Annotated in this window: 12 protein-coding genes; 4 read left to right on the plus strand and 8 right to left on the minus strand. The window is 70.0% G+C overall.

Annotated features, from left to right (window positions below; translation table 11 throughout):
• Window positions 1–191: 191 nt before the first annotated feature.
• Window positions 192–1,082: an RNA polymerase sigma factor SigF gene (locus ACIOGZ_RS31575; protein ID WP_400806497.1), complete on the plus strand. Its 891-nt coding sequence runs from the start codon at window positions 192–194 to the stop codon at window positions 1,080–1,082.
• 48 nt (window positions 1,083–1,130) lie between these two features.
• Here ACIOGZ_RS31575 and ACIOGZ_RS31580 read toward each other — a convergent pair whose 3' ends face one another.
• Window positions 1,131–1,559: a hypothetical protein gene (locus ACIOGZ_RS31580; protein ID WP_363588836.1), complete on the minus strand. Its 429-nt coding sequence runs from the start codon at window positions 1,557–1,559 to the stop codon at window positions 1,131–1,133.
• Window positions 1,560–1,609: 50 nt separating this feature from the next.
• Between ACIOGZ_RS31580 and ACIOGZ_RS31585 the strand changes: the two genes are divergently transcribed.
• Complete coding sequence (locus ACIOGZ_RS31585) at window positions 1,610–2,581, plus strand: diacylglycerol kinase family protein (RefSeq protein WP_363588834.1); 972 nt, start codon at window positions 1,610–1,612, stop codon at window positions 2,579–2,581.
• Between the two features lie 383 nt (window positions 2,582–2,964).
• The gene (locus ACIOGZ_RS31590) at window positions 2,965–3,216 is read left to right on the plus strand and encodes a WhiB family transcriptional regulator (RefSeq protein WP_014138019.1); all 252 of its coding nucleotides are present in this window, start codon (window positions 2,965–2,967) and stop codon (window positions 3,214–3,216) included.
• A gap of 526 nt (window positions 3,217–3,742) precedes the next feature.
• On the opposite strand, the gene ACIOGZ_RS31595 is transcribed toward ACIOGZ_RS31590, so the two are convergent.
• The 7 genes from ACIOGZ_RS31595 to ACIOGZ_RS31625 form a co-directional block, all read right to left on the minus strand.
• On the minus strand, window positions 3,743–5,263 hold the full coding sequence (locus ACIOGZ_RS31595) for a PAS domain-containing sensor histidine kinase (RefSeq protein WP_363588832.1): 1,521 nt from the start codon (window positions 5,261–5,263) through the stop codon (window positions 3,743–3,745).
• Between the two features lie 468 nt (window positions 5,264–5,731).
• The gene (locus tag ACIOGZ_RS31600; RefSeq protein WP_063347859.1) at window positions 5,732–6,790 is read right to left on the minus strand and encodes an SIS domain-containing protein; all 1,059 of its coding nucleotides are present in this window, start codon (window positions 6,788–6,790) and stop codon (window positions 5,732–5,734) included.
• A 191-nt stretch (window positions 6,791–6,981) separates the two neighbouring features.
• Window positions 6,982–8,277, minus strand: coding sequence for an extracellular solute-binding protein (locus ACIOGZ_RS31605; protein ID WP_400988566.1), 1,296 nt, complete (start codon window positions 8,275–8,277; stop codon window positions 6,982–6,984).
• Window positions 8,278–8,708: 431 nt separating this feature from the next.
• Entirely contained in the window at window positions 8,709–10,262 is a 1,554-nt protein-coding gene (locus tag ACIOGZ_RS31610) for a glycoside hydrolase family 3 protein (protein WP_400988567.1), read from the minus strand.
• 5 nt (window positions 10,263–10,267) lie between these two features.
• Window positions 10,268–11,095 (minus strand): carbohydrate ABC transporter permease, encoded by an 828-nt coding sequence (locus ACIOGZ_RS31615; protein ID WP_350879660.1) that lies wholly within the window; start codon window positions 11,093–11,095, stop codon window positions 10,268–10,270.
• Window positions 11,092–12,120: a sugar ABC transporter permease gene (locus ACIOGZ_RS31620; RefSeq protein ID WP_363588826.1), complete on the minus strand. Its 1,029-nt coding sequence runs from the start codon at window positions 12,118–12,120 to the stop codon at window positions 11,092–11,094. The genes ACIOGZ_RS31615 and ACIOGZ_RS31620 overlap by 4 nt, the downstream gene beginning before the upstream one ends.
• 44 nt (window positions 12,121–12,164) lie before the next feature.
• Window positions 12,165–13,457 carry an extracellular solute-binding protein gene (locus tag ACIOGZ_RS31625; protein ID WP_363586950.1) on the minus strand — a complete coding sequence of 431 codons (1,293 nt, stop codon included), beginning with the start codon at window positions 13,455–13,457 and terminating at the stop codon, window positions 12,165–12,167.
• 337 nt (window positions 13,458–13,794) lie between these two features.
• On the opposite strand from ACIOGZ_RS31625, the gene ACIOGZ_RS31630 reads away from it, so the two are divergent.
• Window positions 13,795–14,586, plus strand: coding sequence for a GntR family transcriptional regulator (locus tag ACIOGZ_RS31630; protein ID WP_244293370.1), 792 nt, complete (start codon window positions 13,795–13,797; stop codon window positions 14,584–14,586).
• Window positions 14,587–14,616: the final 30 nt, after the last annotated feature.

Genomic DNA, 14,616 nt, shown 5'->3' on the forward strand with positions numbered 1-14,616 from the left:
CCCACGCGGTACGACCAACGAGACGATGCCGGGGCCCGAGGGCCCCGGTGCTCCCGGAACGGAACGGGGGAATGGCCGTGAGTGATCTGGACCGTACCGGCCTCGCGACGGCGGGACCTGCCGTACCGACCCAGGCGAGCGTTCCTGGCCTCGCCGCCAACGACGATGCGCACCCGAAGGACGCCCACCGGATGAGCCACCCGACCGAGCCGACGTCTGAACCGTCGCCCGCATCCCCGCCCCCGTCCGATCCGGCGGACGAGGCCGCGGACCTGCGCACCGCGGTGCCCACCCAGGCGCCGGCCCCGGCCCCGCACCGCTCGGGCGCACCGGACCGGGAGGCGGCCCGCGCGCTGTTCGTCCGGCTGTCCGCGCTGCCCGACGGCTCCCCGGAGCGCGTCGAGCTGCGCAACCAGCTGGTGCGGATGCACATCCCGCTGGTCGAGCACCTGGCCCGGCGGTTCCGCAACCGGGGCGAGCCGCTGGACGACCTGACCCAGGTCGCCACCATCGGCCTGATCAAGTCGGTGGACCGCTTCGACCACGAGCGCGGGGTCGAGTTCTCCACCTACGCCACGCCGACCATCGTCGGCGAGATCAAACGGCACTTCCGTGACAAGGGCTGGGCGGTCCGGGTGCCGCGCCGCCTCCAGGAGCTGCGGCTGTCGCTCACCACGGCGACCAGCGAGCTCTCCCAGCGGCACGGGCGCTCCCCCACGGTGCACGAGCTCGCCGAGCACCTGGGGATCTCCGAGGAGGACGTCCTGGAGGGCCTGGAGTCCGCCAACGCGTACTCCACGCTGTCCCTGGACGTCCCGGACAGCGACGACGAGTCGCCGGCCGTGGCGGACACCCTCGGCGCCACCGACGAGGCGCTGGAGGGCGTCGAGTACCGCGAGTCGCTCAAGCCGCTGCTGGCCCAACTGCCGCCCCGGGAGCAGAAGATCCTGGTGCTGCGGTTCTTCCGGAACATGACCCAGTCGCAGATCGCCGCCGAGGTGGGGATCTCCCAGATGCACGTGTCCCGCCTGCTGGCCCGGACCTTGGCCCAGCTGCGGGAGAAGCTCCTGGTGGAGGAGTAGGACTGACGGCCGCCCAGCCGGCGGCCGACCCCCGGCGGCCCTGTGCGCTCAGCCCTCGTGCGAGGCGTACAGGGCCGCCGTCGACTTCGGGTTCAGCAGCGCGCCGATGCCGACCAGCCCGAGCAGGCCGACCAGCACGCCGACGCCGATCATCGCGCCGCCGCTCTCCAGCATGTAGTACCCGATCGGCAGGCAGATCGAGTTGGTGAGCACGGCCGGGCTGCGGCCCCAGCGGCGCTCCTTGAGCAGTGCGCGGGCGGCCAGCACCGGCAGCACGCCGAGCAGCACGATGACCAGGCCGCCGAACTCGTTCAGGGCGAGCTGCTTGGACTGGCCGGACAGCGCGGACACCATGTCCCAGACGCCGACGACGGCCAGCGCGGCGCCCTCCAGGGCGGTGATGGCGGCGCCCACGGTCAGCGGCAGGGGGCGGGCCGGGCCCGCCGTGGGTACGGGTGCGGAGGATTCTGCGGTCACTCCAGCAGGGTAGCCGCCGGTTGGTCCGTACCGACCCGTAGGCTTTCCCCATGCGCGCTCTCCTGGTCGTGAACCACAAGGCCACCACCACCAGTGGCCGCACCAGGGACGTACTGATCCACGCGCTGCGCAGCGACCTCAAGCTGGAGGTGGCCGAGACGCAGTACCGGGGCCACGCCCGCGACCTGGCCCGCGAGGCCTCGGAGGACGGCACGGTCGACCTGGTGGTGGCGCTCGGCGGTGACGGCACCGTGAACGAGGTGGTGAACGGGCTGCTCGCGCACGGCCCGGGCGAGAAGGTCCCGCGACTGGCCGTGGTGCCGGGCGGTTCGACCAATGTGTTCGCCCGCGCGCTGGGCCTGCCCAACGACCCGGTGGAGGCCACCGGCGCCCTGCTGTACGCGCTGGAGCACGGGAGCGAGCGGCCGGTCGGCCTGGGCAAGGCGATGACAGACGGACTGCCGGACCGCTGGTTCACCTTCACCGCCGGCCTGGGCTTCGACGCCGGGGTGGTCGGCCGGGTCGAGGAGCAGCGCCGGTTGGGGCGCAAGTCCACCCACGCGCTCTACGTGGGGCAGGCGCTGCGGCACTACGTCACCCAGCGTGAGCAGCGTCGTTCCGGCCCGGTGGCCCTGGAACTACCGGGCCGCGAGGGCGTGCCGGGCCTGGCCCTGGCCATAGTCAGCAACACCTCGCCGTGGACGTTCCTCGGCAACCGCCCGGTGTATCCCTCACCGCTCGCCTCCTTCGACACCGATCTCGACGTCTTCGGGATCACCCGGATGACGGCGTTCGGCACCGTCCGAACGATCCGTCAGATCCTGCGGTCGTACGCCTCTTCGAGCGAAGGCGCCCCGCCGGCCGGCCCGTCCGGCAAGCACGTCGTCTCCTATCACGACGTCAGACACTTCACCTTGGTTTCAGAGGAACCGGCCCCGTTCCAGGTTGACGGGGACCACCTTGGAGACAGGAGTCGCGTCAGTTTCACAGGCGTACGGCGGGCACTGCGTGTGATTGTGTGACCGGAAGGGGGTTTCACCCTTCTTCTCGAACGCACAAGCCCCCTTCACTCCATAGAAGTACTGGCTGTGAGCTAGGCGACACCGAAGAATCAAAAATTCCTCCCTGAAGGGGGTTGTATCCGGGCCCGAGGTTTGCGAACCTCTACATGGCGATCGGGACGCATCGCAGCGACGGCAACCTCAGAACCTGGCGGGTGTCGACCGCGGGGCGTCCCTCGAATCGCCGAATCCCTCCCCAGCACAGACCACCCGGGCCCCGGCGGGCCTTTGGTCTCTTTTGCTGTTGCGGGATTCGTGAAAGCGTTCACATTCACAAGCCACATTCACAAGCCATCGATTATGCCGACCGGGTGCCCCCCGCCGGCAGGAGGAGTTGGACGACCATGGACTGGCGCCACCGCGCTGTCTGCCGCGAAGAGGACCCGGAGCTGTTCTTCCCGATCGGGAACACCGGTCCTGCTCTGCTGCAGATCGAGGAAGCCAAGGCCGTGTGCCGCCGCTGTCCGGTCATGGAGCAGTGCCTGCAGTGGGCTCTTGAGACCGGCCAGGACGCCGGCGTCTGGGGCGGTATGAGCGAGGACGAGCGTCGCGCGATGAAGCGCCGTGCCGCCCGCAACCGCGCCCGCACCGCCTGATCACACGCCGTAACACCAGCAGTAACCGAAACACCGATCAACACATGATCAAAGGCTTCCCTGCACCTCCTGGTGAAGCCTTCCGCACAAAGGGCCTTGCCTGGCGAGGTCCCGCGACACCGGACCGTCCAGCCACTTGATACTGTTCACTTAGAGCAATATCGTGGAGCTGTGGCGCTCACCGTGTGCAACGCACGGGCGAGGTGTCGCACCACCCAGAGCCCCCGTTCCGGCCGACTCCCCCCGACGGCCGGAACGGGTTGAGAGGCCCTGTCGACCCACCCCCCCCCGGTCGACAGGGCCTCGTTTCTGTTTTCACGCCCCGGTCCGTGTGCGCGCCCCGGCGCGCCCGCACCCTGACACGCCCTCGCGCGGGCCGACCCGCGCCGGGCTCGCGGGGTGGGCACCCGGCGCCTTTCGCCGAGTGCACGCCCCCACCGCGCGCCTCGATGCACCTTTCCGCGCACCGCACCGCGGACCGCACGCAGACCGGACCGCGGACCCGCACCGCAGACCGGCCGGCGGATCAGCGGACCGGGATCTCCAGGATCACCTTGGTGCCGCCGTCCGGACCGGCCACCATGTCGAAGGTGCCGCCCAACTCACCGGTGGCCAGCGTGCGGACGATCTGCAGGCCGAGGTTGCCGGCCGTCTGCGGGTCGAACCCCTCGGGCATGCCGCGACCGTCGTCCTGCACCGTGATCAGCAGGAACTCCTCCGGCCGGGCGCCGCCGTTCCAGCTGTCCGACCAGCCCGCCCCGGTCGCCGGGGCCCGCCCGCGCAGCGCGCTGACCTCCAGGTTCCCGGAGGCGGACGGGCCGAAGGCGTGCTCCAGAGCGTTCTGCAGCAGTTCGGTCAGCACCATCGACAGCGGGGTGGCCACCTCGGCGGACAGGATGCCGAAGCTGCCGCTGCGGCGGGTCGCCACCCGGCCGTCCTGGGACAGCTCCATCACCATCGCCAGCACCCGGTCGGCGATCTCGTCGAAGGCCACCTGCTCGTCCAGCGCCTGGGACAGCGTCTCGTGCACGATCGCGATCGAGCCGACCCGGCGCACCGCCTCGTCCAGCGCGGCCCGGCCGGCCTCCGACTCCATCCGGCGGGACTGCAGCCGCAGCAGGGCGGCGACGGTCTGCAGGTTGTTCTTCACCCGGTGGTGGATCTCCCGGATGGTGGCGTCCTTGGTCATCAGCTCGCGGTCGCGGCGGCGCAGTTCGGTGACGTCCCGGCACAGCACCAGCGAACCGGTCAGCGTGCCCTTGGGCTTGAGCGGGATGGCCCGCAGGGTCACCACCCCGCCCTGCACCTCGACCTCGGTCTGCCGCGGCGCCCAGCCGCTCGCCAGCTTCACCAGCGCCTCGTGCACGGCCGCCCGGGAGGGCGGGACCAGTTCGGCGGTGGCCCGGCCCAGGTGGCTGCCGACCAGGTCGGTGGTGAGGCCGAGGCGGTGGTAGGCGGAGAGGGCGTTGGGGCTGGCGTAGGTGACGATGCCGTCCGCGTCGAGCCGGATCAGGCCGTCGCCGACCCGGGGGGCGGCGTCCATGTCGATCTGCTCGACGCCGTGGAAGGGGAAGCTGCCGGCGGCGATCATCTGGGCCAGGTCGGAGGCGCTCTGCAGGTAGGTGAGCTCCAGCCGGCTGGGGGTGCGGACGGTCAACAGGTTGGTGTTGCGGGCGATCACCCCGAGCACCTTGCCCTCGCGCCGGACCGGGATGGACTCGACCCGGACCGGCACCTCCTCGCGCCACTCCGGGTCGCCCTCGCGCACGATCCGGCCCTCGTCGAAGGCGGCGTCCAGCAGCGGGCGGCGCCCGCGCGGGACGAGGTGGCCGACCATGTCGTCCTGGTAGGAGGTGGGGCCGGTGTTGGGCCGCATCTGCGCCACCGAGACGTAGCGGATGCCGTCCCAGGTGGGGATCCACAGGACCAGGTCGGCGAAGGAGAGGTCGGAGAGGAGCTGCCACTCCGAGACCAGCATGTGGAGCCATTCCACATCGGCCCCGGTCAGGGTGGTGTGGCGGCGGACGAGTTCGTTCAGCGAGGGCACATGGCGAGGGTAGCGCCGCCGGTCGGGGCGGGGCGCGGCGGACCGGGGAACGGATCATGCGCCGGGCCTGCGGCGGAGCCCACTGCCCGAAGTTGTCCAGACCAATTTCCGGAGCGGCCTGGACAACCCAGATTGGTCTAGTCCACAATGAAAGGGCACCAAGGAGAGGCCCACCGCGCAACTGCCCTGACCGCGCGAGGCCTTTCCTCGGTCGGACGCCACCGAACGAGGACCCCGCACAGTTCTCGATCGACTCCGGCGACCGACGACAGCTCCGGGCTGCGGTGCCGCATGGGTTGAGGGTCCCGTGTCGGCGCCGTGGCCCGTAGTGCTTTCCGGGTGCGCCGAGCCCCGGGGGTGCGACGCGTTCCCCGGGCGCTCCCCCGCCGAAGCCATGTTCCGCCGCTCAACGAGTCGGGCCCCCGTCCACAGCCTGTGGACGGGGGCCCGATCGCGTGGCGCCGTGCCTCAGTGCGTCTCGGTGACCTTGGCCAGGGCGCGCGGGGCGTCCGGGTCCTGGCCGCGGGCGATGGTGACCTCGTAGGCCAGCAGCTGCAGCGGGAGGATCTCCAGGATCGGCTGGACCTCCTCCGGCACGCCGGCCGGCAGGGCGAAGCCGGCCGAGGCGGCGTCCACCTGCGCCTGCTGGCCGACCACGACCAGGTCCGCGCCGCGACCGCGCAGGCGGTCCAGCACCGGCTGCAGGGCCTCGCCGCCCTTGCCGTCCGGGACGATCGCGATGACCGGCGAGACGTTGTCCACCATGGCCAGCGGGCCGTGCAGCAGGTCGGCGCCGGAGAACGGGGAGGCCGGGATGTAGGTGGTCTCCATCAGCTTCAGCGCCGCCTCGCGGGCGGTCGGGTAGCCGTAGCCGCGCGAGGTGATGACCAGGCGCTGGGCGAAGCGGTACCGCTCGGCCAGCGCCTTCACCTCGGCGTGGCGGGCCAGGACGCCGGCGGCCAGGCCGGGCAGCTCCTTGGCCGCCGCACCGTCGCCGCCGCGCAGGCCCTCGACCAGCAGGTAGAGCGCCAGCAGCTCGGCGGTGTAGGTCTTGGTGGCGGGCAGCGCCTTCTCCGGGCCGGCCAGCACGTCGATGTGGAACTCGGAGACCTCGGCCAGCGGCGAGGACGCGTTGTTGGTGACGGCGAGGGTGATGGCGCCGGCCTCGCGGGCGGCCTTGGTGGAGGCCACCAGGTCGGGCGAGCCGCCGGACTGGCTGACGGTGACGACCAGGACGTCGGTGAGGTCCGGCTTGGCGCCGTAGGCGGTGGTGGTGGACATCGAGGTCAGGCCGGCCGGCTTGCCGAGCAGGATCTCGATCAGGTACTTGGCGTACAGCGCCGCGTTGTCGGACGTGCCGCGCGCGGTCAGCAGGACGAAGCGAGGGTTGCGGGCGGCGATCTCGGCCGCGATCTGGCGGATCTTCGGGGCACCCTCGTCGAGGATGCGCTGGAGGACGGCCGGCTGCTCGGCCATCTCCGCCGCCATGATCCGGCCGGGAACGGAAACAGTCTGCGGGTCGGACATCAGGATGTGCCTCCGATGAGATGGTTCGACCCCTCCGGGCAGGTTGCCCGACGGGGACCTCTACGGCGGCGAGTCCGCACACTCGCTGCGGTGGTTTCCTGCCGCAATCCTACGGGGGCCGCCCCCGGCGGGCACACCCGAAGGCCCGCCCCGGACGGGACGGGCCCTAGGACCTGGACGGCGGCGCGGGGTCAGGACGCCTTGTTGATCAGCTGGTCGATCGCGGCGTCGGCGTCCTTGGTGGCCTGGTCCACCGACTTGCCCTTGAGGATGCCGGTCAGCATGTCGGGCAGGATCTTCTGCTTCTCGATCGCGCCCCAGCCGGGGGCCAGCGGGGTGAACCAGGCGTCCGGCACGGCGTTGGCCGCCGCCGCGGTGGTCGGCTTGTTCTTCAGCGGGTTCAGCTGGGTGAGGTTGTTCGGCAGGATGTCCTTGTCGGCCAGCGTCTGCTGGGACTTGGTGCTGGTGAACATCCGCACCCAGTCGGTGGCCAGCTCGACCTGCGTGGACTTGGCGGTGACCGCGAGGTCGGAGCCGCCGATGAAGGTGGGCAGCGGCTTGCCGTCCGGGCCGGGCATGGTGGCCATCTTGACGGTGTCCTTGAGGCTCGGGTCGCCGGTGCCCGGCGCGACGACGCTGGCCGCCTCGTAGCCGTTGCCGTAGAAGGACGCGGCGCGCCCGCGGGCCATCGACTCGAACTGGTTCTGCTCGTTCACCGTCAGGTCGCCCTTGGTGTACTTGCGGACCAGGTCGACGAAGTGGCTGATGCCCTGCTGGGACTTGGCGTCGTGCAGGGTGCCGTGCCAGTTGCCGGAGCTGTCGAACTTGGCGATGCTGCCGCCGTACGCGGCCACGTAGCTCATCGCGGCGTACCAGTACGGGCCGGGCAGGTAGAGCGAGGAGTAGCTCTTGTCGGCCTTGTTCTTGTCGGCGACCTTGTCCAGGGCCGCCGTCAGGTCGGCCTCGGTCTTGGGGAACTCGGCGCTGCCGGTGGCCTGCTGGAAGGTGGCGGCGTTGTAGATGGCGACCCGGGCGCCGGCGTAGTAGGGCACGCACCAGAGCTTGTCCTGGTACGTACAGGTGTTGGCGAGCGCCTTGATCCAGCTGTCGGAGTTGTCGAAGGTGGTCCGGTCGACCGGGGCCAGCGCGCCGGAGAGCACGTACTTCATGGTCTCGGTGTTGCCCAGCTCGACCACGTCGGGCGCGGAGCCGTCGGCGATCGCCTTGTCGAGCTTGGTCACCTTGTCGGCCCAACCCTGGTAGGCGAGCTTGAGGGTGACGTTCGGGTACTTCGCCGCGAACTGGTCGTTGACCTGCTGCACCAGGTCGGGCCAGTTCTTCTGGGCGTCGTCCATCAGCCAGACGGTGACGGTGCCGCTCGCGGCCTTCGGGTCGGCGCCGGGGCTCTTGCCGTCCTTCGACGCCGTGCCGGCCGATGAACAGGCCGTCAGCCCGATCGCCAGGGCAGTGATTCCGAACGTCGACATGAGCTGACGCTTCTTCACGCCATCCTCCGAGGGTGCTAGAGCCGTGTTGCCCGCCGGCAGCGTGATGGCGCCCGCAACGGAGGGTCCGGGCAGGGGCGAAGAGCTTCGGGGAGGGCCGATACCACATCCGGTGAGGTTGAATTTCGAACCGGATGACTGGACTCTGGCCTAGACCATAGGTGGTGTCAACGGCCAAATGGCCTCGTCGCCACGGCCGTTGCAGAGCTGTTGTACCCCGTGGCGATCAGTCGCCGTATCGTCACCCTAAGTGGAACTTAAGGTGGATTTAAGGCCCACTTGAGGGAGCACGGTCACCTGACGAATCCGCAGGTCAACGGCGGGGAAACAGAACGGGCCCGCCATGCGACATGCGCATGACGGGCCCGTCGGCCGACGCCTCCCGGACACTCCCGGTGACGCCCCCCTCGGTCTCAGCCGATGACTCCCGGCTGCCCGGTGAGCACCTCCACGGCCGCCAGCCCGCAGACCCGGGCGGCGCCGTGGGTGGCGATGTAGAGCGCGCCGACCGGCTCGGACTGCGGCAGCCCCATCTCGACCACCGCGGCGTCCGGCCGGGCCGCCACCAGGCGGCCCAGCGCGGCGGACATCCAGGCGTGCCGGTGGGCGTCCCGGACCACCAGCACCAGGCGGCGGCCCTCGGCGCCGGCCACCAGCTCGGCGACCAGGGCGTCCAGCAGCTCGGGGGCGGCCTCGGCCACCGAGACCGCGCGGGTGCGGGTGCCGGGGAAGCGGTCGGCCAGCATGCCGGCCACGCCCCACGGGGTGACGTCGCCGACGGCGATGTTCGGCTCGTCCGAGAACGAGGCCACGAACGGGCGCTCGGACACCGGCTGCGGCTCGCGGCCCGGCGCCCGGACCACCTTCAGCGCCCGGCGGGCGGCCCGCAGGCCGACCGCGAGGTCCGGCTCCGGCCGCTCGCCCTGGGCCGAGATCCGGCCCCAGCTGCCGAGCGAGCGCACCCGGTCGGCGGCGTCCGCCAGCCGCTCCTCGGAGAGCACGCCGGCCCGCACGCCCGCCACGATGGCGTCGCGCAGCATCAGCACGGTGTCCTCGTCGGCCAGCCCGCCGCCGACGCAGATCGCGTCCGCGCCGGCCGCCAGGGCCAGCACGGTGCCGTCGCCCATCCCGAAGGTGTCGGCGATGGCGCCCATCTCGATCGCGTCGCTGACGATCAGGCCCTGGTAGCCGAGGCCGCCGTCGGCCGGGGCCGCGCGCAGCAGGTCGCGCAGCACGAGCGGGCTGAGGGTGGCCGGCAGCTTCGGGTCGAGCGCCGGGATCATGATGTGGGCCGTCATCACGGCCTTGGTGCCGGCCGCGATCGCCGCCTGGAACGGGATCAGGTCGCGGGAGCGCAGCACGTCCAGGTCCACGTCGATGACCGGCAGCCCGTGGTGCGAGTCGACGGCGGTGTCGCCGTGGCCGGGGAAGTGCTTGGAGCAGGCGGCCACGCCGGCCGACTGGAGGCCCTCCACCCAGGCGGCGGTGTGCCGGGCGCACAGCTCCGGGTCGGCGCCGAAGGAGCGGACGCCGATGACCGGGTTGCGCGGGTTGGAGTTGACGTCCGCGGTGGGCGCCCAGTTGTAGTTGACGCCGGCCGCGGCCAGCGCCCGGCCCAGCTCGCGGGCGACGTCCCGGGTCAGCGCCGGGTCGTCGATCGCGCCGAGCGCGAGGTTGCCGGGCCAGGACGAGCCGGAGCCCGCCTCCAGCCGGGTGACGTCGCCGCTCTCCTCGTCGATGGCGATCAGGAGGTCGGGGTTCTCCTCGCGCAGCGCCTTGGTGAGCTTGGCGAGCTGGTCGAGGTCGACCACGTTGCGGTCGAACAGCGCGACCGAGCCGAGCCCGGCGGCGAGGTGGCGGCGCAGCCACTGCGGCGGCTCGGTGCCGACGAAGCCGGGCTGCAGGACGGTCAGGGCGTCGCGGTGCAGCTGGTCGCTGACCGGAGCGGTGGGGACGAGGATGCTCACGTTTCTCAGCCCTTCACGGCGCCGTCGGTCAGTCCACCGACCGCCTTGCGCTGCAGGAAGACGAACAGGATCAGCACGGGGATGGCGAACATCGTGGACGCGGCCATGGTGGCGCCCCAGTCGTTGCCGAAGGCGGTCTTGAAGGACGACAGCCACAGCGGGAGGGTCTTGCCCTCCTCCTTGTTGAGGATCAGGACGAGCGGGAACTCGTTCCACGCGGTGATGAAGCCGAACAGCGAGGTCGACATCAGGCCGGGGGCCAGCAGCGGGAAGATCACCTTCACGAAGGCCTGGGAGCGGGTGCAGCCGTCCACCATGGCCGACTCCTCCAATTCCTTCGGCACCGCCGCGATGAAGCTGCGCAGCGTCCAGATGGTGAAGGGCAGCACCATCATCATGTAGAAGAAGGTCAGCGGCACGAGGCTGTTCAGCATCTCGTTGTCGCGCGAGATCATGTAGACCGCGATGGTCATGACCTCCCACGGCGCCATCTGCGCGACCATGACGACCAGGACGAAGGCCTTGCGGCCGCGGAACTTCATCCGGGCGATGGCGAAGGCCGCGAGGGTCGCGATCACCAGCGAGATCAGCACCGCGCCGATGGTGGCGATGAGGCTGTTGGTGACGTACGTCCAGAAGTTGGGCGCGTTGATCGCGGTGGTGAAGTGGTCCAGGGTCCCGTTGAACGGGATGAAGACCGGCGTCTTGCTGATGATGTCGTTGTCCTGCTTGAAGGCAGTCGCGATCATCCAGTAGACGGGGAAGATGAAGAAGACGAAGAGGACGACCGCGATCACGTTCGGCCAGGTACGTCCGATGAGCGAGCGCCTCACAGCTCGTCCTCCTGCTTGATCATGATGCGGAAGTAGTACGCCATCATCGCGCCCAGCATCAGGATGGTGAGCACCGCGATCGCGGAGCCGATGCCGTAGTGCTGCCCGGACGAACCCTCCAGGAAGGCGTGCACGGGCAGGGTCCGGGTCAGGTTCTCGGGGCCGCCGCCGTTGATCGCGTACACCTGGGTGAAGGCCTTGAAGACCCAGATGATCTCCAGGAACGTCGTGGCCAGGAAGAACGGCTTCAGGTTCGGGAAGATCACCGAGCCGAAGATCTTGGACGCGCCGGCGCCGTCCATCCGGGCGGCCTCGTAGAGCTCCTTGGGGATGGTGGTCAGTCCGGCGTACATGTTGAACGCCACGAAGGGGACCGACTGCCAGACGATCAGCAGGATCACCACGAAGAAGGTCGAGTACTGGTCGCTCATCCAGTTGTAGTCGGCCATCGCGTGCCAACCCAGCTTGTCCAGGAACCAGTTGACGACGCCCCACTGCTGGTCGAACAGCCAGGTGTAGACGGTGGTCGCGGCGACCACGGGCATCGCCCAGGCCATCAGCAGGCCAACCGAGAGGAGCAGCCGCATCCGCTTGCCGAGGCGGTTGAGCAGCAGGCCGATCAGGGTGCCGCCGGCCATGATCAACACGACGTTGACCAGGGTGAAGGCGACGGTGCGCCCGGTGACCGCCCAGAAGTCCGGGTCGGTCAGCTGCTCCTTGTAGTTGTCGAAGCCGTTCCACTCGGTCAGGTGCTGGACGAACTGGCGCTTGTTGAGGTTCTGGAACGACAGCAGGACCGTCTTCACCAGCGGCCAGCCGAGCAGGGCGACGGTCGCCACGGTGGCGGGCAGCAGCAGCAGGTACGGTGCCAGGCGTGCGCCGAGGCCCGGCCCGCCCGTGGGTCTGGCGCCCTTGCGGGGGGTGCCGTTGGCGCCACCACCGGCGGCACTCGTCTCAATTCCGGCCACGGCAGCCTTCCCTGAATCCGGGGACTGCGTCTGCACCCGCTCCGAATGCACAGCCATCGTTCTCACTTCCTCACAACCCGAACCACGACGCCGCTCGGTGCCTACTGCTTCTGGTTGAGCCGCTTCGCGATCTCGTCGTCGTACTTCTTCGCGGTGGCCGCGTAGTCGCCGCCCTGGAGGGCGGCGGTCAGGAACTCCTTGATCGGGTTCGGCTTGTCCTCGACGCTCGCCCAGTTCGGGGTGATCGGGGTGACCGCGCCGACCGCCGAGGCGGACTGGGCGGCCTTCGCGAAGTCGCCGGTGAGCTGGCTGTTCAGCGCGGCCTTGTTCGGGATGTTGCCGGCGGCGGCGACCGCACCCTCGTTCTTGTCGTTGAGGGCGATCTTCAGGAAGTCCTTGGCCATGTCGGTGTTCTTGCTCTGCGCACCGATCGCCAGGTTCGAGCCGCCGAGGAAGACGCCGGAGGGCTTGTCAGCGGTCTTGCCCGGGAGCGGGAAGAAGCCGATCTTGTCCTTCGGCATGTCCTTCTCCGCCGGGAGCTCCCAGCCGAGGGCGATCATGGTGCCGACGTTGCCCTTGCCGAAGACGTCCTTCTGCTGCGGGGTGGCCTCGTCCTTGTCCTTCGGACCGGTGGCCGAGTAGCCCTGCAGCTTCTTGTAGGTCTCGAAGGCCTTCTGCGCCTCGGGCGAGGACAGGCCGCCGACCCACTTGTCGCCGTCCTTCTTGGCGATCTTGCCGCCCTCACCGGCGAGCAGGCCGAAGTAGGTGTACCACTCCTGACCCGGCAGGTAGATCGGGTCGACGACGCCCTCGGTGGCCTTCAGCTTGTCCAGGTCGGCGTAGAACTCGTCCAGGGTCTTCGGCGCGTCGGTCAGCTGGGCCTTGGCCCAGAGGTCCTTGTTGTAGGCGACGACGCGGTTGGAGACCCACCACGGGGCGGCGAACTGCTTGCCGTCCAGCTGGGCGGCCTCGTTCTGGTTGGCGTTCCAACCGTCGCCGCCCAGGGCGGACTTGTCCTTGGTGATGTCGAGCAGGCCGCCCGAGGCGGCGTAGCCGGAGGTCTGGGTGTTGCCGAGCTCGACGACGTCGACCGAGCCCTCGGACAGCGCGGCGGTCACCTTCTGGCCGATGCCGTCCCACTCCTGGATCTGGAAGTCGACCTTGGAGCCCGGGTAGGTGGTCTCGAACTCGCTCTTGACCGCGTCGGTCCAGCCCTTCGGGGCGGAGCCGGTCATCAGCCACACCTTCAGCGTCTTGCCGCTGTAGTTCTTGGCGCCCGCCGCGGACGACGAGTTCGAACCGGCGTTGTCCTTGCTCTTGCCGTCCGAGCCACAGGCCGCCAGGCCGACGACCATTGCTGCGACGCCGACCGCCGCGATGAGCTGACGCTTCACGCCATCCTCCTGAGGGATGCCTGGGTTACCCCCGTCGGGCGGCAGCGGCAGACCCACGTAAAGCGGGGGGAAAGGTGCCGCGGACCCCTTCGAGCGGGTGGGGGGATTCATAGTGACCGGCCTAGTGGTGTAGACCAGATGCCTGGAGCTTGGCCTAGACCAATGGGCCTGTCAACGGCTGTTCGACCGATCCGGACCACCCGTTATCAAGCCGACACCGCACATCGTTCATCGCGTGATGAGGTATTCGTTCCGTAGCCATACATGCAACGATGTCACCCGTTAACTATGTGGCGGGGCCCGTAAAGGCCCCGCGAGAAGCGGGAGAACAGGTCCGATGAGCAGCGACGGGGGAACCACCGCCCAGGTCAACGACCCCGAGGTGAAAAACCTCCCGACGCAGGCCGGCGCCGACCCGACCGCGCGCGTCCCCAAGTACTACGGTCTCAAGCGCCACCTGCTCCAGCTCACCGAGACCCAGCCCGCCGGCACCCCCGTCCCGCCCGAGCGCGCGCTGGCCGCCCAGTTCGACACCTCCCGCACCACCGTGCGCCAGGCGCTGCAGGAACTGGTCGTCGAGGGCCGGCTGGAGCGCATCCAGGGCAAGGGCACCTTCGTCGCCAAGCCCAAGGTCGCCCAGGCCCTCCAGCTCACCTCCTACACCGAGGACATGCGGGCCCAGGGCCTGGAGCCCGCCTCGCGGCTGATCGAGATCGGCTACATCACCGCCGACGACCGGCTCGCCCCGCTGCTCGACATCAAGCCCGGCGGCCGGGTGCTGCGGATCGAGCGCCTGCGCCTGGCCAACGGCGACCCGATGGCCATCGAGGTCGCCCACCTGTCCGCCAAGCGCTTCCCCGCGCTGCGGCGCAACCTCGCCAAGCACAACTCGCTGTACGCGGCGCTGCGCGAGGTGTACGGGGTCACCGTGGCCGAGGCCGAGGAGACCATCGAGACCACCCTCGCCAACCCGCGCGAGGCCGGCCTGCTCGGCTCCGACCTCGGACTGCCGATGCTCCAGCTCTCCCGGCACTCCTTCGACGCCGACGGCGACCCGGTGGAGTGGGTCCGCTCGATCTACCGCGGCGACCGCTACAAGTTCATCACCCGGCTCAAGCGCCCGGAGTAGTCCGGGCGAAGCAGTCCGGGGCGAAGCAGT

It is taken from the genome of Kitasatospora sp. NPDC088160, from assembly GCF_044741445.1.
GTDB lineage: Bacteria > Actinomycetota > Actinomycetes > Streptomycetales > Streptomycetaceae > Kitasatospora.